General features: G+C 55.3%; 20 protein-coding genes. 15 read left to right on the forward strand and 5 right to left on the reverse strand.

Annotated features, from left to right (window positions below):
* Positions 1–220: 220 nt before the first annotated feature.
* The 3 genes from nagE to F3I20_RS09575 all read left to right on the forward strand — a co-directional run bounded on the left by nagE (position 221) and on the right by F3I20_RS09575 (position 4,697).
* On the forward strand, positions 221–2,245 hold the full coding sequence (gene nagE / locus F3I20_RS09565; RefSeq protein ID WP_150012315.1) for an N-acetylglucosamine-specific PTS transporter subunit IIBC: 2,025 nt from the start codon (positions 221–223) through the stop codon (positions 2,243–2,245).
* 152 nt (positions 2,246–2,397) lie between these two features.
* Positions 2,398–4,065 (forward strand): glutamine--tRNA ligase, encoded by a 1,668-nt coding sequence (glnS, locus tag F3I20_RS09570; RefSeq protein ID WP_150037228.1) that lies wholly within the window; start codon positions 2,398–2,400, stop codon positions 4,063–4,065.
* 236 nt (positions 4,066–4,301) lie between these two features.
* Positions 4,302–4,697, forward strand: coding sequence for a hypothetical protein (locus F3I20_RS09575; protein WP_150037227.1), 396 nt, complete (start codon positions 4,302–4,304; stop codon positions 4,695–4,697).
* A gap of 65 nt (positions 4,698–4,762) precedes the next feature.
* Here the strand turns inward: F3I20_RS09575 and fur are convergent, their stop codons facing one another.
* The 4 genes from fur to ybfF all read right to left on the reverse strand — a co-directional run bounded on the left by fur (position 4,763) and on the right by ybfF (position 7,425).
* Entirely contained in the window at positions 4,763–5,206 is a 444-nt protein-coding gene (fur, locus tag F3I20_RS09580) for a ferric iron uptake transcriptional regulator (RefSeq protein ID WP_009091454.1), read from the reverse strand.
* 347 nt (positions 5,207–5,553) lie between these two features.
* Positions 5,554–6,084, reverse strand: a complete 531-nt coding sequence (gene fldA / locus F3I20_RS09585; protein ID WP_013357124.1) for a flavodoxin FldA — start codon at positions 6,082–6,084, stop codon at positions 5,554–5,556.
* Between the two features lie 132 nt (positions 6,085–6,216).
* Positions 6,217–6,492, reverse strand: a complete 276-nt coding sequence (ybfE, locus tag F3I20_RS09590) for a LexA regulated protein (protein ID WP_003852811.1) — start codon at positions 6,490–6,492, stop codon at positions 6,217–6,219.
* Positions 6,493–6,660: 168 nt separating this feature from the next.
* Entirely contained in the window at positions 6,661–7,425 is a 765-nt protein-coding gene (gene ybfF, locus F3I20_RS09595; RefSeq protein ID WP_150012307.1) for an esterase, read from the reverse strand.
* Between the two features lie 250 nt (positions 7,426–7,675).
* On the opposite strand from ybfF, the gene seqA reads away from it, so the two are divergent.
* Complete coding sequence (seqA, locus tag F3I20_RS09600) at positions 7,676–8,224, forward strand: replication initiation negative regulator SeqA (RefSeq protein ID WP_150012305.1); 549 nt, start codon at positions 7,676–7,678, stop codon at positions 8,222–8,224.
* A 26-nt stretch (positions 8,225–8,250) separates the two neighbouring features.
* Positions 8,251–9,891, forward strand: coding sequence for a phosphoglucomutase (alpha-D-glucose-1,6-bisphosphate-dependent) (gene pgm, locus F3I20_RS09605; RefSeq protein WP_009091443.1), 1,641 nt, complete (start codon positions 8,251–8,253; stop codon positions 9,889–9,891).
* Between the two features lie 346 nt (positions 9,892–10,237).
* Here pgm and kdpE read toward each other — a convergent pair whose 3' ends face one another.
* On the reverse strand, positions 10,238–10,912 hold the full coding sequence (gene kdpE / locus F3I20_RS09610) for a two-component system response regulator KdpE (protein ID WP_150037226.1): 675 nt from the start codon (positions 10,910–10,912) through the stop codon (positions 10,238–10,240).
* 257 nt (positions 10,913–11,169) lie between these two features.
* Here kdpE and F3I20_RS09615 point away from each other — a divergent pair, with 257 nt between their 5' ends.
* From F3I20_RS09615 to pcp, 10 genes are all read left to right on the forward strand, one after another.
* Entirely contained in the window at positions 11,170–11,370 is a 201-nt protein-coding gene (locus F3I20_RS09615) for a DUF2517 family protein (RefSeq protein ID WP_150012301.1), read from the forward strand.
* 154 nt (positions 11,371–11,524) lie between these two features.
* Positions 11,525–12,481 (forward strand): YbgA family protein, encoded by a 957-nt coding sequence (locus tag F3I20_RS09620; protein WP_150012299.1) that lies wholly within the window; start codon positions 11,525–11,527, stop codon positions 12,479–12,481.
* A 12-nt stretch (positions 12,482–12,493) separates the two neighbouring features.
* On the forward strand, positions 12,494–13,918 hold the full coding sequence (gene phrB, locus F3I20_RS09625; protein WP_150037225.1) for a deoxyribodipyrimidine photo-lyase: 1,425 nt from the start codon (positions 12,494–12,496) through the stop codon (positions 13,916–13,918).
* Positions 13,919–13,936: 18 nt separating this feature from the next.
* Positions 13,937–14,680, forward strand: a complete 744-nt coding sequence (locus F3I20_RS09630) for a type 2 GTP cyclohydrolase I (protein ID WP_150037224.1) — start codon at positions 13,937–13,939, stop codon at positions 14,678–14,680.
* A gap of 158 nt (positions 14,681–14,838) precedes the next feature.
* A complete protein-coding gene (gene pxpB, locus F3I20_RS09635) occupies positions 14,839–15,495 on the forward strand; it encodes a 5-oxoprolinase subunit PxpB (RefSeq protein WP_150012293.1) in 657 nt (218 codons plus the stop codon).
* The gene (pxpC, locus tag F3I20_RS09640; protein ID WP_150037223.1) at positions 15,489–16,418 is read left to right on the forward strand and encodes a 5-oxoprolinase subunit PxpC; all 930 of its coding nucleotides are present in this window, start codon (positions 15,489–15,491) and stop codon (positions 16,416–16,418) included. Before pxpB ends, pxpC begins: the two co-directional genes overlap by 7 nt.
* Positions 16,408–17,145: a 5-oxoprolinase subunit PxpA gene (pxpA, locus tag F3I20_RS09645; RefSeq protein ID WP_150012289.1), complete on the forward strand. Its 738-nt coding sequence runs from the start codon at positions 16,408–16,410 to the stop codon at positions 17,143–17,145. The genes pxpC and pxpA overlap by 11 nt, the downstream gene beginning before the upstream one ends.
* A gap of 53 nt (positions 17,146–17,198) precedes the next feature.
* Positions 17,199–17,927, forward strand: coding sequence for a DUF969 domain-containing protein (locus F3I20_RS09650; protein ID WP_150012287.1), 729 nt, complete (start codon positions 17,199–17,201; stop codon positions 17,925–17,927).
* Positions 17,927–18,943: a DUF979 domain-containing protein gene (locus tag F3I20_RS09655; protein ID WP_150012285.1), complete on the forward strand. Its 1,017-nt coding sequence runs from the start codon at positions 17,927–17,929 to the stop codon at positions 18,941–18,943. Before F3I20_RS09650 ends, F3I20_RS09655 begins: the two co-directional genes overlap by 1 nt.
* A 6-nt stretch (positions 18,944–18,949) precedes the next feature.
* Positions 18,950–19,597 (forward strand): pyroglutamyl-peptidase I, encoded by a 648-nt coding sequence (gene pcp, locus F3I20_RS09660; RefSeq protein WP_150037222.1) that lies wholly within the window; start codon positions 18,950–18,952, stop codon positions 19,595–19,597.
* The last annotated feature ends 10 nt before the right edge of the window (positions 19,598–19,607 follow it).

Below are 19,607 nucleotides of genomic sequence, written 5' to 3' on the forward strand. Positions count from 1 at the left end.
CGGATCATAAAATAAGTTTATGGTGATAGCCAGATGATGCCGTGTGACATGATGTTTTTTAGTGATAAAAGTCACATTTGCCAGGGTTTTAATTTGCGAGGCGAATTAATTTATCATTACACTTCGCTGCGTGATATGCAGTGTATTAACGATCTTTGCAGCTGACATAACAACATTAAGCGGCGCAAAGCGACAAGTCAGGTTCATAGGGGGAAGGGGTATGTTAGGTTATTTACAGAAGGTGGGGCGCGCACTGATGGTGCCGGTAGCAACCCTGCCAGCAGCAGCGATATTAATGGGGGTGGGTTACTATCTTGATCCAGTCAGCTGGGGCGCAGATAATGCGCTGGCTGCATTGCTGATCAAGTCGGGTGCGGCAATCATTGAGCACATGTCGGTGCTGTTCGCGATCGGTATTGCCTATGGCATGTCAAAAGATAAAGATGGTGCCGCTGCGCTGACTGGCTATGTCGGCTTTCTGGTGGTCACCACGCTCTGCTCACCAGCGGCAGTGTCAATGATTCAGAAAATTCCTTTGGATCAGGTGCCAGCTGCCTTTGGCAAAATTGAAAACCAGTTTGTCGGCATCCTTGTCGGTATTCTGTCGGCAGAGATCTATAACCGCTTCAGCCATGTCGAGCTGCCTAAAGCGCTTTCCTTCTTCAGCGGACGCCGGCTGGTACCAATTCTCGTCTCGTTCCTGATGATCTTTGTTGCTTTTATCCTGATGTATATCTGGCCCGTGGTGTTTAATGGTCTGGTTAATTTTGGTGAACATATCCAGAAGCTCGGCTCTGCCGGCGCCGGTATCTACGCCTTCTTCAACCGCCTGCTAATTCCTGTCGGCCTGCATCATGCTCTGAACTCGGTGTTCTGGTTTGATGTTGCCGGCATTAATGACATTCCTAAATTCCTGGGCGGTGCGCAGTCACTGGCAGATGGTTCGGCAACCGTGGGCATTACTGGTCGTTATCAGGCTGGCTTCTTCCCGATTATGATGTTTGGTCTGCCGGGTGCTGCGCTGGCTATCTACCACTGTGCCCGTCCAGAGAACCGTGTCAAAGTGGGTAGTATCATGCTGGCTGCAGCGTTTGCTGCTTTCTTTACCGGTATCACCGAACCGCTGGAATTCTCCTTCATGTTCGTGGCGCCAGTGCTCTATCTCATCCACGCCGTCCTGACCGGCATCGCGGTCTTTATCGCTGCCAGCATGCACTGGATTGCTGGATTTGGTTTCAGCGCCGGGCTGGTGGATATGGTGCTGTCGACCCGTAACCCGTTGGCAACACACTGGTACATGCTGATTCCGCAGGGCCTGGTCTTCTTTGTTATCTACTACGTGGTGTTCCGCTTCACCATCAAAAAGTTCAACCTGATGACACCGGGTCGTGAGCTGGCGGTTGCAGGTGATGAAAGTGATGGTTATGACGTTAACGTTGATAAAACTGACAATGATGAAACGGCCACTGAATCGCTGGCGCGCCGTTATATCGGTGCGGTGGGTGGCTCAGCCAACTTAACCAGCATCGATGCCTGTATTACCCGCCTGCGTCTTAACGTGAATGATTCTGCTCAGGTCAATGAGGGGGTTGCGAAGCGTCTGGGTGCATCCGGGGTGATCCGTCTTAATAAGCAGAGCGTGCAGATCATTGTAGGTACCCAGGCCGAAAGCATTGCCTCGGCGATGAAAAAAGTGCTGACCAAGGGTCCGGTCGCAGCAGCTACCAGCAATGCGCCAGTGGAGCCTGACGTCAAGCCGCAGGCCGTGCTGAACAGTGAGAAGCGAGTCATCGCGACATTGCTGGCACCGGTAACCGGTGACGTCGTGGCGCTGGATGATGTGCCGGATGAAGCCTTTGCCAGCAAGGCGGTAGGCGATGGTCTGGCGATCAAACCCAGCGACAAATGGGTCGTGGCTCCGATTGCCGGTACGCTGGTGAAAATCTTCAACACCAATCACGCCTTCTGTCTGGAAACGGAGAATGGTGTAGAGATTGTGGTGCACATGGGACTGGATACCGTGGCGCTGGAAGGTAAAGGCTTTACCCGCCTGGTTGAAGAGGGGGCCACGGTGGTCGCCGGTCAACCTGTGCTGGAAATGGACCTTGAATTCCTCAACGCCAATGCCCGCTCGATGGTGAGTCCGGTGGTTGTCAGCAACAGCGATGATTTCGCCGGTCTGACATTACTGGCCCGCGGTCAGGTGGTGGCAGGTGAAACGCCGCTGTATGAAGTGAAAAGCTAATCCCCGCAACAGAACCCCACAGGCAGGAAGCGATTCCTGCCTTTTTTGTTTTAAAGGCTTAACAAACGGTTGTTTCCCTCAGACGCTTTGTGGATCATACTCCGTTACTTCGTGGTACAAATCACCCGTTATTCGTATTGAGGATTTTTGAGATGAGTGAGGCTGAAGCCCGCCCAACTAACTTTATTCGTCAGATCATTGACGAAGATTTGGCGAGCGGTAAGCACAGCAGCGTGCATACCCGTTTTCCGCCGGAGCCCAATGGCTATCTGCATATTGGTCATGCGAAATCGATCTGTCTGAATTTTGGCATCGCCCAGGATTATCAGGGGCAATGCAACCTGCGTTTCGACGATACCAATCCGGTTAAAGAGGATGTGGAATTTGTTGAATCCATCAAGCGTGACGTCCAGTGGCTGGGTTTTGAGTGGAGCGGTGAGGTCTGTTACTCATCAAACTATTTTGATCAGCTTTATGACTATGCCATCGAGCTGATTTCTAAAGGTCTCGCCTACGTTGATGAGCTGAGTCCGGATCAGATTCGCGAATATCGCGGCACCCTGAAAGAGCCGGGCAAAAACAGCCCTTATCGCGATCGCAGCGTGGAAGAGAACCTGGCGCTGTTTGAGAAAATGCGAAACGGTGAGTTTGCCGAAGGCACTGCCTGTCTGCGCGCTAAAATCGACATGGCCTCTAATTTCATCGTGATGCGTGATCCGGTGCTTTATCGCATCAAGTTTGCGGAACACCACCAGACCGGCAACAAGTGGTGCATCTACCCGATGTATGACTTTACCCACTGCATCTCTGATGCGCTGGAAGGCATTACGCACTCGCTGTGTACGCTGGAGTTCCAGGACAACCGCCGACTCTATGACTGGGTGCTGGATAACATCACCATTCCGGTCCATCCGCGTCAGTATGAATTCTCGCGCCTGAATCTGGAGTATGCGGTGATGTCGAAACGCAAACTCACTCAGCTGGTGACCGAGAAGCACGTAGAAGGCTGGGACGATCCGCGCATGCTGACCGTTTCAGGTCTGCGTCGTCGTGGTTACACCGCAGCATCTATCCGCGAGTTCTGCCGTCGTATTGGCGTCACCAAACAGGATAATATTGTGGAGATGGCCTCGCTGGAGTCCTGTATCCGTGATGACCTGAATGAGAATGCGCCACGTGCTATGGCGGTGTTGGACCCGCTGAAAGTGGTGATCGAAAACCTGCCAGCAGGCCATAACGAAATCATCACCATGCCAAATCATCCGGGTAAACCGGAGATGGGTACGCGTGAAGTGCCGTTCAGCCGCGAGATCTGGATCGACCGTGCCGATTTCCGCGAAGAGGCGAACAAGCAATATAAGCGCCTGGTACTGGGCAAAGAAGTTCGCCTGCGCAATGCCTATGTCATTCGTGCTGAGCGCGTCGCTAAAGATGAAGCGGGCAACATCACCTGCATCTACTGTACCAGCGACACAGATACGCTGAGCAAAGATCCTGCCGATGGCCGTAAGGTCAAAGGGGTCATTCACTGGGTATCTGCGGATCACGCGCAGCCAGCAGAGTTCCGCCTGTATGATCGTCTGTTCAGTGTGCCAAATCCGGGCGCGGCAGAGGACTTCCTGGCAGTAATTAACCCTGAGTCACTGGCGATCAAACAGGGCTTTGTGGAGCCGAGCCTGCGCGATGTGGAACCGACCACGCCGTTCCAGTTTGAGCGTGAAGGTTATTTCTGCGCCGACAGCGTTTACTCTACGCCATCGCAACTGGTGTTTAACCGCACCGTCGGTCTTCGTGATACCTGGGCGAAAACTGGCGAATAAATTTTTTTGAGGCTGACCTCATAAAATGACAAAAGGGCGACTTATCGCCCTTTTTTGTTGTCCTGATTTTAATCATTGCCGACATTTATTCTGACCTAACCGCAACCGATTAAATGCTGCATTGTGAGAGAAATCTGAGTTTAAAAAAATTAATCAATTTCCGGGTGTGAATTATCCGCTTTCAGGTAGGCTATGCGCTCTCAGAGGTTGCAAAGCGGGTTACAGAAGGAAAAAAAATGACAGTTCTCGCCCAGGAAGCCAGAAACAGTGTGGTCGTTTTACATCAGCTCATTGAACGTATTTTTAACCAGCCTGCCGGATCTGACGACAGTTTTGAGCTGCTGATGTCCTATTTTCATCCTGAGTTTCGCATGGTGACTCCAAAGGGCAGAGAGTGCAATCTGAACGAGGTCGAGGCGCTTTTCCGGCAGCTGCAAGGACAGCGCGAAGGGATGCGCATTGTCACCTGCGAACACGTCATCCTCTCTCATCATGAAAAAGAGATCACCGTACAGTATCGCGAAATGCAGATGATGAATGGCAATAATCAGAGCCGTATCTCGCTGGCGATACTGGACTGCAGCAGCTCTATTCCACGCTGGCGCTATCTGCAGGAGACGCTGGTGGCCTGATACAACAGCCGAAGACAGACGAAAAAAAACCGGTGAATTCACCGGTTTTTTTATTTCAGGCCGCGTTACTGGTCGTGCAGGGTTTCGTCTTCCCGGCAATCGCCCAGCGTACAGTGTCCATAGAGATAGAGGCTGTGGTTGGTCAGCTTGATGCCATGACGGGTGGCGATTTCACGCTGACGCGTTTCGATCGACTCATCGCTGAACTCAATAACTTTGCCGCAATCCAGGCAGATCAGATGATCGTGGTGATGCTGCTGCGTCAGTTCGAAGACAGATTTGCCGCCTTCAAAGTTATGACGGGTCACGATACCAGCATCATCGAACTGGTTCAGAACACGGTAAACGGTAGCCAGGCCAATCTCTTCGCCGATGTCGATCAGGCGTTTGTACAAATCTTCCGCACTGACGTGATGGCACTCAGGTTCCTGAAGCACTTCCAGAATTTTCAGTCTGGGCAGCGTCACTTTCAGGCCAGCCTTCTTTAATGCGGTGTTGTTGTCAGTCATGCGGATTTTGTCCTGTCACTATATTCACTTTTGTGGCTTGTCGCCTTGAATGTCGATCTGCGCTCATTCTCATTTGCGTCTCATTATAGAACTGAAGCGATGAAATGAAAACCAGAGGGCGTGCCTGAATCATCACGGGCTGTGGGGGATAGGTCACCGGGCCGGGGAGGATTCTGGCAGATGTCTGTTGGTACATCGCTTAGTCTTGCCGACTGAAAAAATAAGCGGAAGATCGATGCGGGTATTCTACAGATTAAACGGAGAAAGTTAAAAAAATGTGGCTATTATTTCTATAGGAATTTCCATTGCCTCAATGTGAGCTGGCGCTCACATTGAGTCGTACAGGATCAGGCTTCGAGGATATCTTTCAGCTGCAGTTCATCAGAAATCTGCTTAACCCATTGCTCTACACGCTGGTTAGTCAGCTCAGGCTGACGATCTTCATCAATGGCCAGACCCAGGAAGTGGGTATCATCGGCCAGCCCTTTTGAGGCCTCGAAGTGATAACCTTCAGTTGGCCAGTGGCCTACAATTACGGCACCGTGCGGCTCAATGATGTCACGGATCGTGCCCATCGCATCACAGAAGTACTCCGCGTAATCTTCCTGATCGCCGCAGCCAAACAGCGCAACCAGCTTGCCGTTGAAATCGATCTCTTCCAGCGTCGGGAAAAAGTCATCCCAGTCGCACTGCGCTTCACCATAGTACCAGGTCGGAATGCCCAGCAGCAGGATATCAAACGCTTCCAGATCTTCTTTTGTGCTTTTCGCGATGTCATGCACTTCTGCAACGTCTGTACCCAGCTGTTTCTGGATCATTTTTGCAATGTTTTCGGTATTGCCGGTATCGCTGCCAAAGAAGATGCCTACGAGTGCCATGAGTAAAATAACCTCTTAAATCCTGATAATGAGATGTGTGCCGCAGCACATTTCAGCGAATAATAGCAGACGAGAGAAAACCGGTGAACGGTTAAAGCCCTGACATTTGCTCCTGCGTGCGTTTTGCCCGCATTAATCCAGTTTGAGCTGTGCCAGCAGCATCTGTTCGATCAGTTCGCTGCGGCTGAGATTGCGCTGTTCTGCCAGCGTGTTGAGCGCATCGACGGCTTCACTGTTCATTTTCAGTTCGACACGACGAAGTCCGCGCCCTTTGTCACGTTTAAGCTGATTGCGCTTGTTAATGCGCAGTTGTTCATCACGCGAAAGCGGACTGGTTTTGGGGCGACCAGGGCGGCGCTCATCAGCAAAGAGATCGAGCGTCGTGCGGTCAGTCTGTTCTTTTGCCATGGCTTAGTAAAACTGAATGGGGGCGGGCGCCAGTCACTCACCGCGCAGATTATAAATTATTGGCCATTGCCGCAGCAAAACGAACGCGCGGCAAAATTTTAGCGCGCCATCATACTTCACGCTTACTCCGGACGCCAATCCTAAACCTTTGCCGCCATCTATTTGCTTTTAAAGCGCAAAAAAGCGACGGACACTGCGCAAAACGGCATCGGGTTTCTCTGCGTGAACCCAATGTCCCGCGCCACCAATAACATGTGCCTGCGCGGCCGGGAACTGCTGCAGCAGCGCATCACGGTAGCGGTTATCCAGATAGCCTGAGTCGCCACCGCGAATAAACAGCGCCGGGTGATCCCAGGCCGGAACCGGCTGCCAGCCTGAAATCGTGGTGTAGTTATCCCATAGCACCGGAACGTTGAAGCGCCACTCGCCCGCCTGAAATGACTTCAGCAGGAACTGAATCACCCCTTCTTCATCTATAAGCGTGCGCATAATCGTCGCCGCCTCACTGCGGGATGAGACGCCTGCGTCGGTTACAGCACGAATGCCGGCAAAGATCTCGTCATGGCGGCGGGTCTGGTAGTCGACCGGGGCGATATCGATCATTACCAGCCGCGCAATGCGGTCCGGTGCCAGCGCGCTCATGGTCATGGCGATCTTGCCGCCCATTGAGTGACCGATCACCGCGACGCGTTCAATGCCGTGCGCATCCAGCGTATCGACCATGTCCTGCGCCATTACAGCGTAGTTCATCTCGTCAGATCGTGGTGAGAGTCCGTGGTTGCGGACATCAACCTGCAGCAGCGGCCCGGCATCTTTCAGCCCGCGCGCCAGCACGCCAAGGTTATCCAGACTGCCAAACAGACCGTGGATTAACAGGATGGGCAGGGAATCAGCAGGGGATTGTTCAGTTTGCAGACGGGCGTTCAAAATCATAGCAAAGTTCTTAAGTTTGAGACCTGTGCTTAGGTTATCATGGTTTCACCTTTTCAGGCGCGCCGGTTCCGGCGGCATTAGGACATATTCTGACTTTTGCCCGTAAACCGTTTGATTGCTAACAACCCGCCTGAATTTAACTTTATAATCCTGATGTTAGAACCCGCACATCCTTTGAATTGCCTGACTATACTCAGAGCTTTTCAGGAAACAGGTGGTTCTGTCATGAGAAAGAACCGTACGGAATAAGATGAAAACGATCGAAGTTGACGAAGAGCTCTACCGTTATATTGCCAGCCACACGCAACACATTGGTGAAAGCGCATCCGACATTCTGCGTCGTATGCTGAAGTTCACTGCTGGTCAGACTGCACCCGCTTCGCCTGCTCAGCCAGCTTCAAAAGAGGCAGCGAAAGAGTCTCAGTCTGCGGCCGTGGGTTCGCGCCCGCAGGATCGTGTCCGCGCGGTGCGTGAGCTGCTGCTTTCCGATGAATATGCGGAGCAGAAGCGGGCGGTGAATCGCTTTATGCTTATCTTGTCAACGCTCTATCGTCTTGATACCGCAGCCTTTGCTGAGGCGACTGCATCGCTGCAGGGCCGCACCCGCGTCTATTTTGCCGGTGATGAGCATACGCTGTTACAGAATGGCACCCATACTAAGCCGAAGCATGTGCCCGGCACGCCGTACTGGGTGATCACCAACACCAATACTGGTCGTAAATGCAGCATGGTCGAACACATCATGCTCTCGATGCAGTTCCCTGCGGAACTGACCGAGAAAGTTTGCGGCACCATCTAAAACTTAAGCGTCAGGGAGCAGCGCCAATGGCCAATCACCCACGTGCCGGGCAACCCGCCCAGCAGAGCGATTTGATTAACGTTGCACAATTAACGTCACAATATTATGTCCTGCAGCCCGATGTGGCGAACCCGGAACACGCGGTGAAATTTGGCACCTCTGGCCATCGCGGCAGTGCAGGGCGTCAAAGCTTCAACGAGATGCACATTCTGGCTATCGCTCAGGCAATTGCTGAAGAACGTAAAAAGAACGGCATCACCGGGCCTTGCTACGTTGGTAAAGATACGCATGCGCTCTCTGAGCCGGCGATCCTGTCGGTGCTGGAAGTGCTGGCAGCGAACGGCGTTGATGTGATTGTGCAGCAGGACAATGGCTATACGCCGACCCCTGCCATCTCAAATGCGATCCTTGAGCACAACAAATCGGGTGGCCCGCTGGCTGACGGCATCGTGATTACGCCGTCCCATAACCCACCGGAAGATGGCGGCATCAAGTACAACCCACCTAATGGCGGACCGGCTGATACCAACGTTACCAAAGTGGTGGAAGATCGCGCCAATCAGCTGATCAAAGATGGGCTGAAAGAGGTGAAACGTCTGCCGCTGGAACAGGCACTGGCGAGTGGTCATGTGGTTGAGAAAGATTTGATTCAGCCTTACGTTGAAGGTCTGGCAGAGATTATCGATTTCCCGGCGATCCAGAAAGCGGGCCTGAAGCTGGGCGTTGATCCGCTTGGTGGTTCCGGTATCGCCTACTGGCAGCGCATTGCGGAACACTACAAGCTGGATCTGACGCTGGTCAATGACGCGGTCGATCAGACTTTCCGCTTTATGCATCTGGATAAAGATGGCGTGGTGCGCATGGACTGCTCGTCTGAAAGCGCCATGGCAGGTCTGCTGGCCTACCGTGACAAGTTTGATCTGGCGTTTGGCAACGATCCCGATTATGACCGTCACGGCATTGTGACCCCGGCGGGTCTGATGAATCCAAACCACTATCTGGCTGTGGCGATCAACTACCTGTTCCAGCACCGTCCACAGTGGGGCCAGGATGTTGCCGTGGGTAAAACGCTGGTGTCCAGCGCCATGATTGACCGTGTGGTTAATGACATTGGTCGCAAGCTGGTGGAAGTGCCGGTCGGCTTCAAGTGGTTTGTTGATGGTCTGTATGACGGCAGCTTTGGTTTTGGCGGTGAAGAGAGCGCGGGTGCTTCATTCCTGCGTTTCGACGGCACGCCATGGTCAACGGACAAAGATGGCATCATCATGTGTCTGCTGGCGGCTGAAATTACTGCCGTGACCGGTAAAAACCCGCAGCAGCACTATGATGAGCTGGCCGCGCGCTTCGGTGCACCAAGCTACAACCGTCTGCAGGCATCCGCCACTTCAGCGCAGAAAGCCGCACTGTCGAAGCTGTCACCAGAGATGGTGAGCGCAGATACGCTGGCGGGTGATCCTATCACCGCGCGTCTGACGGCAGCACCAGGTAACGGCGCTTCAATCGGTGGTCTGAAAGTGATGACGGAGAATGGCTGGTTTGCGGCCCGTCCGTCAGGCACCGAAGACGCTTACAAAATCTACTGTGAAAGCTTCCTGGGCGCAGAACACCGCGCGCAGATTGAGAAAGAAGCGGTAGAGATTGTCAGCGAAGTGCTGAAAAACGCCTGATCCGTCGGGCAACGAAAAGGCGCCGCGGGCGCCTCAGACTGCTCCCTTACTCACATCAGGGCATATCTTGCCGCAGCGGATTAACCTGATGCGCGGGGGACAGGGTCAGAAGAGGAAAGCGTCCCACGCCATGGACAAAAACGCCGGGAGCGTTTTTGAACAACGCAACGCGTTGGCCCGGTAACGGGCGCACCTCAGGGATGAGGTGCGTAACCGCGCGGGCCGAGCAGTCAGGGATGACGGTTTTGCGTCTTTCCGATCTGACCCTGTTCCCTGAGCAGGCTCCGTCTTACAGCGATACCTACCCGATTCTGTCATTATCAGAAGGCGCCTCTGGCGCCTTTTTTCATGGCATAAAGCGATAGCCGATCCCGGTTTCGGTCAGCAGATGGGCCGGTTGGGTCGGATTCGCCTCCAGCTTCTGGCGCAGATGCCCCATATAAATGCGCAGATAGTGGCTGTGCTCCACCGCATTGGGCCCCCAGACCTGGCTCAGCAGCTGCCGCTGCGTCAGCACCTTTCCTGCATTATTCAGCAGAATGCTCAACAGACGAAACTCAATCGGCGTGAGGTGAATCTCATTGCCGCCGCGCTGTACCCGTCGTGCGGCAAAATCGACGCTGACGTCAGCAAAATGAATTCTGGCTTCGGGCTGCTGGCTACCATGACGGCGCAGTGCAACACGGACGCGCGCCAGCAGTTCGCCAATGCCAAAAGGTTTGGTCAGATAGTCATCCGCCCCGGCATCCAGTGCGGCGATCTTATCCTGCTCATCACTGCGCGCCGACAGCACGATCACCGGTATGGCACTCCACTGGCGCAGATCGCGAATAAAATCGGTGCCATCCCCATCCGGCAGGCCAAGATCGAGGATCACTAAATCAGGCTTACGGGTCGCCGCTTCAATCAGTCCGCGCTGCAGCGTATCGGCGTCAAACACCTTCAGATCTTCATTTTCCAGCGCCAGCCGGACAAAGCGGCGGATCTCTTTTTCATCTTCAACGATCAAAACCGTGGTCACGCAATACCTGCCTTGATTGAGGGCCGAAGCGCTACTTTATCAATATTTTATGTTGCCGTCCGCGCGCTTCATCTTTCGGGCATTTAAACTCTGATGTTACCTGGCGATAACGTATCTGTAACTAAATTACAGGTTAATTCTTAAACAGCAAAAAAGGCGATAAATAAGTGGTCAGATGAGTAGTAAAATTACACAACCTGGCGTAAAGTTGAACACAGATCACATTCGCACACTTTACCTTACCGGGAGGAGAAACCATGTATCAGGCTTATCCACGTTATAAAATAGTCGCGCGCCGTACGCTGGTGGTTCTTCTCGGCGTTCTGGCACTGCCTGTCATGCTGTTTCGACAGGATCGGGCACGCTTCTACAGTTACCTGCATCGCGTCTGGTGCAAGACCAGCGCAAAGCCGGTCTGGCTGGCGCAGTCTGAAGCCGCCGGTGGCGCATTCTGGTAACGAGCCCTCTCGCAAAACAGGCCTGGTCATCTGACCGGGCTTTTTTTTGCGTTTTTTCTGAGAATAAGCGGTCCGGAACCGCGTTTTCCCCCTTTATTCCTGACCATTTTGCGCTACACTTAAACCTCTACAAGATTTCGGAGGTTGTACAAGTATGAGCAAAAAAATCCCCGTTGGAATCAGTGCATGCCTGCTCGGCGATAGCGTGAGGTTTGATGGTGGCCATAAGCGTCTTACTTTTGCGACTGAAGATCTTACGCCATTTGTCCGCTTTGAGCCGATCTGTCCTGAAATGGCGATCGGGCTGCCTACGCCGCGTCCGGCATTGCGTCTGGTAAAGCAGGGCGATGATGAGGTGCATCTTTGCTTCAGCAAAGACGGCGGCGAAGAAGTTACTGATCAGATGCGTAACTGGTCTGCGGAGCGGGTAAAATCGCTGCATCATCTCTCCGGTTACATCCTGTGCGCCAAATCGCCCAGCTGTGGGATGGAGCGCGTGCGGGTCTACGAGCCTGACAATAACAACAACCGCAAAGTGGGCACCGGCATTTTTGCTGAATTCCTGCAGCGCGAGATGCCCTGGCTGCCGCTGGAAGAGGATGGTCGTCTGCACGATCCCGCCCTGCGTGAGAACTTTATCGGCCGTATCTGCGCACTGCATGAATTTAATCAGATGTGGGAAAGCGGCCTGACCCGTCACGGGCTGATCGCCTTTCACAGCCGCTACAAACTGATGATGCTGGCGCATTCGCAGGAGAAATATCGCGAGCTGGGACCCTTTGTTGCTTCGATGAGCCAGTGGGACTCGCTGGATGCCTTTGCCTTTGAGTACCGCAATCGCATGATGGCACTGATGTCACGTCCCGCCTCACGTCGTAATCACACCAATGTGCTGATGCACGTGCAGGGCTACTTCCGCCGCCAGCTAAGCTCACCGCAGCGTCAGGAGCTGGCAACGCTGATCGACCGCTATCGTCAGGGTACACAACCGCTGCTGGTGCCCATTACCATTCTTAAGCACTACATGGCCGAGTTTCCGCATCCGTGGCTGGCACAGCAGCGCTATTTCGATCCCTATCCCGAAGCCTTGTGCTTACGCTACGGACAGTAATTCAGGAGGCGTATGACCACGCATCTGGTCTGGCTGCGTAACGATTTACGCATCAACGATAATCTGGCACTTCACGCCGCCTGTCGAGACAGCAAGGCAAAAGTGATTGCGCTTTTCCTTGCTACGCCGGGACAGTGGCAGCAGCATGACATGTCACCCAGGCAGGCGGCGTTTATTCACGCCAGTCTGGTGGAAGTACAGGACGCGCTGGCTGAGCGCGGCATTGCGCTGCACTATCAGGCGTGTCACGCTTTCAGCGACAGTATTGATGCGCTGGCAGCGTTCTGTGAGAAGCACCAGGTCGACCAGCTCTTCTACAACTATCAGTATGAGGTTAACGAGCGTCAGCGCGATGCAGAGGCGGAAAAGCGTCTCGACGATGCGGGCGTGATTTGTCAGGGCTTTGATGACAGCCTGCTGCTGCCGCCTGGCAGTATACAGAGTGGCGATCGCTCGATGTATAAGGTCTTCACGCCGTTCAGCAAAGCCTTTGTCCGCCGTTTGCAGCAGAGTCTGCCGGAGTGCGTGCCTGCACCTAAACCGCGCGACGGTGCGCCGCTGAAAACCACCTCAATCCCTGCGTTTGACTGCCCGACCGAAGCGTTTGACGAGAATCTGTTTCCGGCAGGCGAAGCGGCCGCCCTGAAGCGGTTGCGTCATTTCGCCACTCAACCCGTTATCGATTATCCCGCAAAACGCGATCTTCCGGCACTGGACGCCACCAGTCGTTTATCGGTCTATCTGTCGACCGGCGTGCTGTCGCCACGTCAGTGCCTGCATCGCGTGCTGCATGAACATCCCGATGCGCTGGACAACAGTCGCGCATTTACCTGGCTTAACGAGCTGATCTGGCGTGAGTTCTACCGTCATCTGCTGGTGGCCTATCCGGCACTGTGTCGGCATAAGCCATTTATTGACTGGACGCGTAACGTTGAATGGCAGCGTGACGACGCGCATTTCGATGCCTGGAAAGCGGGAAAAACCGGCTATCCGATTGTCGACGCTGCGATGCGTCAGATGAAGGCGCTGGGCTGGATGCACAACCGTTTACGGATGATTACCGCCAGTTTCCTGGTCAAAGATCTGCTGATCGACTGGCGCGAAGGTGAACGCTATTTCATGCAACAGCTGATTGATGGTGACCTGGCCGCAAACAACGGTGGCTGGCAGTGGGCGGCTTCCACCGGTACAGATTCAGCACCTTATTTCCGCATTTTTAACCCGACTACGCAGGGCGAGCGCTTCGATGAGCAGGGCGAGTTTATCCGTCACTATCTGCCAGAGCTGGCGGACGTCCCTGACAGCCATATTCACCAGCCTCATCTCTGGGCGGAAAAGAACAACAGGAAACTCGATTATCCGGCACCAATCGTGGATCATAAGGCAGCCCGTAAAAAGACATTAGACGCCTTTGAGCGCGCCAAAAGCGCCGCCTGAGGCCTTGAAGGAGCCTGAATGAACCATTACGAATTAGAAACACTGATCAATCAGCACCTCGACAGCCATAGCTTCAGTGATTATGCCCCCAACGGCTTGCAGGTTGAGGGACGTAGCGAAGTCAGAACGATTATTACCGGCGTCACGGCCTGTCAGGCCCTGCTCGATGAGGCCGTCGCACGTCAGGCCGATGCAATAATTGTTCATCATGGCTACTTCTGGAAAAGTGAACCGGCCGCGATTAAAGGCATGAAGCGCCGCCGCTTGCGGACGCTACTGGCGAATGATATTAATCTCTATGGCTGGCATCTGCCGCTTGATGCGCATTCAGAACTGGGCAACAACGCCCAGCTGGCGAAACTGCTGGATATCGACGTACGTGGTGAAGTCATGCCGCTGGTGTTCTGGGGTGAGCTGGCTGAGCCGATTTCGGGTGAACAGCTGGCACGGCGAATCAGCGATAAGCTGGGACGTGAACCGCTGCATTGTGGTGACCACGCGCCAGCACTGATCCGTCGCATCGCCTGGTGCAGCGGTGGCGGACAGGGCTTAATCGACCAGGCCGCCGCTGCGGGCGTTGATGCCTACATCACCGGTGAAGTCTCTGAACAGACCATTCACAGCGCACGCGAACAGGGGCTGCATTTCTTTGCCGCAGGCCATCACGCCACCGAGCGTGGCGGCGTCAAAGCGCTGGGCGAGTGGCTGGCACAACACCACAATCTTGACGTGACCTTCATCGATATACCTAATCCTGCCTGATCTCTCCCTTGTCCTGCGCGCCTGCGCAGGACCTAAATCTGTTGACACATCCCTGCCACTTTCGCATAACTATTTGCTTTAAGTAGATAAGCCATCGGCTGATTCGGGCATCCGCTCAGATTGGCCAGGCACGATCTCAATCAGGCGGGAGGTAGCTGTTGCAACGAGCACGGTGTTATTTATTGGGTGAACGCGCTGTCGTGCTGGAGTTGGAGCCGCCGGTCTCACTGGAGAGTCAGCAGCGTATCTGGGGTCTGAACCAGCGACTGCAGTCGGATGCGGGCGTGCTGGAGGTCATTCCCGGCATGAACAACATTACCCTGATCCTGCGCGATCCCCAGCAGAGTGCGCTGGATGCGATAGAGCGGCTTCAGCGCTGGTGGGAAGAGAGTGAAGCGCAGTTGCCAGAGTCACGTCTGGTGGCGATCCCAGTGATCTACGGCGGCGAACATGGCCCCGATCTGACCGTGGTGGCGGAACATGCCGCGCTGACACCCGGACAGGTGGTTGAGCTGCACAGCAGCAGTGACTATGTAGTGTTTTTTGTCGGCTTTCAGCCCGGTTTCCCTTATCTGGGCGGCCTGGATCCGCGTCTGCACATACCGCGTCGTGCGGAGCCAAGAGTTAGGGTACCCGCCGGATCGGTTGGTATCGGCGGCAGCCAGACGGGCGTCTATCCGCTGGCTTCCCCCGGCGGCTGGCAACTGATCGGCCAGACGCACACCGCGCTGTTTGATCCCCTGCAGCAGCCCCCCACACTGCTTCGTCCCGGTGACAGGGTTCGCTTCGTGCCGCAACAGGAGGGCGTATGCTAAACATTCTTCGCGCCGGGCTGGCCGCCACCATTCAGGATGCGGGCCGCTACGGCTGGCGTCAGTATGGCATCAGCCCCGGTGGCGTGCTGGATCATCCCGCGATGTTCACTGCCAATGTGCTGGTGGGTAATGCGCCTGACAGCGCGGTGCTGGAGCTGGTGCTGGGCCAGTTCAAAGCGGAGTTCACCCGCGACGGCTGGTTCGCGCTGACCGGCGCAGGCTGCCATGCGGAGCTGGACGGTCAGCCGGTCTGGACGGGCTGGCGCACGCCAGTGAAACGCGGCCAGGTCCTGTCGCTGGCGATGCCGCAGCGCGGTATGCGCAGCTATCTGGCAGTGCAGGGGGGGTTTGACATCCCTGCGGTGCTCGGTTCAGCCAGTACCGATCTGAAAGCAAAATTTGGTGGATTTCAGGGACGCACCTTACGGGATGGCGATCAGATCCCGCTGGGTAAACCGACGCATCAGTTCGACCGCAAAGTCGGCGTAAGGCAACTGCTGTGGGGCAATCGCATCCGCGCACTGCCAGGCCCGGAGTATCATGAGTTCAGCCCCGACGCGCAGCAGGCGTTCTGGCGCACCGCATGGAAACTCAGCCCGCAAAGCAACCGTATGGGATATCGGCTGGAAGGGCGTGAGCTTAAACGTGAAAGGCCGCGTGAGCTGCTGTCACATGGTGTGATGCCGGGTGTGATTCAGGTGCCGCCGAACGGACAGCCTATCGTGCTGATGGCGGATGCCCAGACCACCGGCGGCTATCCGCGTATCGCCTCCGTCATCGAAGCCGATCTCTACCATCTGGCGCAAATCCGCCTGGGTGAGCCGATTCACTTTATTCACTGTACGCTGCCGGAATCGATGCTGGCACGTCAGCATCAGCAACGCGCGCTGGACCAGATGAAATGGGGACTCCATGAAAATTGATTTAAACGCCGACCTGGGCGAAGGCTGTGCCAGCGATCAGGCGTTGCTTGAACTGGTGAGTTCCGCCAACATCGCCTGTGGCTTTCACGCAGGGGATGCGCAGACCATGCTGCAGTCGGTGCGCTGGGCGCAGGCATCCGGCGTCGCCATTGGCGCGCATCCTGCTTTTCCCGATCGGGAGAACTTTGGCCGCAGTGCCATGCAACTGCCACCGGAAACGGTCTATGCCCAGATGATCTACCAGATTGGCGCGCTGAAAAGCCTGGCGGAAAGCGAGGGTGCGCGGCTGGTTCACGTTAAGCCGCACGGCATGCTATATAACCAGGCCGCGGCTGATCCTGTGCTGGCAGACGCCATTGCCCGCGCCATCCGTGCCGTCGACAGCCAGTTGATTGTGGTGGGACTGGCGAACAGCGAATCGATACGTGCCGCGTCGCACTATGGCTTACGCACGCGGGAAGAGGTTTTTGCCGATCGTGGCTATCTCAGCACCGGTGCGCTGGTACCGCGCAGCCAGCCGGGCGCGTTGATTGAGGATGAACAACAGGCTATCGATCAGACACTGACGATGGTGCAGCAGGGCAAAGTTAAAAGTATCAGTGGAGAATGGGTGGCGGTGAATGCACAGACCGTCTGCTTACATGGTGACGGCGCGCACGCCCTGCAGTTTGCCCAGCGGTTGCGTGATGCGTTCGCCGAACAGCAGATTCGTGTCACCAGCGCCTGAATAAACATACTTAGCCCGGCTTATGTCGGGTTTTTTTGACTCTGGGGGAATCCATGGAAAGTGCAGTGAATCTCTGGCCGTTACTTGGCATTGCCGCGATCGTCGTCGGCTTCGTATTACGTTTTAACCCGGTGCTGGTGGTGATTGTCGCCGGATTTGTGACCGGTCTGGCGGCAATGATGCCGCTGACGGACATTCTGGAAAAGCTTGGCGCAGGTTTTCTGAACACCCGTAACCTGCCGCTGATTCTGCTGCTGCCGCTGGCGGTCATTGGCCTGCTGGAGCGTCACGGGCTGAAGGAGCGGGCACAGGCGTGGATCGCTCAGATTAAAACGGCCACCGCCGGACGTCTGCTGATCGTCTACCTGTTTGTACGTGAAATCACCGCCGCGCTGGGACTAACCAGCCTGGGTGGGCATCCGCAGATGGTGCGTCCGTTGCTGGCCCCGATGGCAGAGGGGGCAACGGAAAACCGTTATGGCGAGCTCACACCTGAACTGCGTCATAAGCTGCGAGCCATGTCAGCAGCCACCGACAACGTCGGCCTGTTCTTTGGTGAGGATATCTTCGTGGCGTTTGGTGCGATTATCTTTATGCACAACTTCATGCAGGAGTCGGCCGGGATTCAGACCGAACCGCTGCACATTGCGTTATGGGGCATTCCGACCGCTGTAGCCGCGTTCCTGATCCACTCGGCACGTCTGGTGCGACTCGATCGTCAGCTGGCGCGTGAGTTGCAGCTGCTGAACAACCAGGCGCTGAAAGCCAAAGGAGGTCAGTAATGTTCCAGCAACAATATCTGATGTGGCTGGCGGGAATTATCCTGCTGGTGGTGGCTATTCTCTCATGGCGTGACAGTGCGAACCCACGCCGATTTACTACCGGACTGTTCTGGGCCTTGTATGGCCTGGTGTTTCTGGTCGGTGACTGGACGACGCAGATGATGAACAGCCTGATGGGCTCGGACGCGGCGGGCACCCGGATGCTGCATATCACCATCGGTGTCATTGTGGTGGTAATGGCGCTGATTGCCGGTCTGGGGGGTGTCCGGCTGGGTCGCTATCATCAGCGCAGCGATGAAGAGAAGCAGGCGAGTGCGCTGCGTCTGCGCAACAAACTGTTTCTGCCTGCGCTGGCCATTCCGGTCGTGACCGTGGTCGGCGTGCTGGCGTTTAACCATGTTCCCGGTTTGCAGGATGTGGTGTTCGGTCCAGGAAATCACGCCACGCTGGTGACATTGTTTTCAATGATGGTCGGCTGTGTCATTGGCTGGCTGGTGGCGTTAAAACTGACCCATGAAAAACCGGTGCAGTCGATGCAGGAGACCCGCCGTCTGCTGGATTCGATTGGCTGGGCCTTTATCCTGCCGCAGATCCTCGCCACCCTGGGACTGCTGTTTACCAGCGCGGGCGTGGGCAGCGCCATTTCGCATTTGACAGAAACCTGGCTAGCGGTCGATAACCGATTTGTCGCAGTCACCGTTTATGCTGTCGGAATGGCGCTGTTAACCATGATCATGGGTAACGCGTTTGCCGCATTTCCGATTATTACCGCAGGCGTCGGCATTCCGATTCTGGTATTGCAGCACGGCGGGAATCCGGCGGTGATGGCGGCGATTGGCATGTTCTCCGGTTACTGCGGCACGCTGATGACGCCGATGGCGGCCAACTTCAATATTGTTCCGGCGGCGCTGCTGGAGCTGCCCGACCGTAACGCCGTCATCAAAGCTCAGATTCCAACCGGTGTGCTACTGTTAATCGTTAACATTTTCCTGCTCTATTTCCTGATGTTCCTGTGAGGCTGCATGAAAACTGTCCTGATGACCGCCTTTGAACCCTTTGGCGGTGAAACGATTAACCCCTCCTGGGAAGCGGTGCGCGCGCTGGAAGGCAAACAGATTGGCGGGGCGACGATAGTCATACGCCAGCTGCCGGTGGTGTTCAGTGAGGTGCTCAACGTGCTGAACCAGGCGCTGGAAGAGCTCAAACCGGATGCGGTGCTGTCGGTAGGGCAGGCGGGCGGCCGCAGCGACATTACCGTTGAACGTATCGGTATCAATGTCGATGACGCCCGCATCCCGGACAACGCCGGTCATCAGCCGGTGGATGAACCGATTGTGGCTGGCGGCCCGGCAGCCTATTTTTCCCGTCTGCCCATCAAAATGATTGTGGCGGCAGTGCGTGAAGCAGGCATTCCCGCATCGGTTTCGCAGACGGCGGGCACCTTCACCTGTAACCGGGTGATGTATGGCCTGCTGCACTGGCTGGCGCAGCAGGAGCGTCCGGCGCGCGGTGGCTTTATTCATATTCCTTATCTGCCTGAGCAGGCGGCGCAGCATCCTGGTGCGCCGAGCATGGCGGCCGCGACCATTATTCAGGCGCTGGAGATTGCCGTAAAAGTGACGCTGGAGACCGATGAAGATATTAAACAGGCTGGCGGCGCCACCCATTAAGAGGAAGAAC

Source organism: Candidatus Pantoea gossypiicola (genome assembly GCF_008632075.1).
In the GTDB taxonomy this organism is placed as follows: domain Bacteria; phylum Pseudomonadota; class Gammaproteobacteria; order Enterobacterales; family Enterobacteriaceae; genus Pantoea; species Pantoea gossypiicola.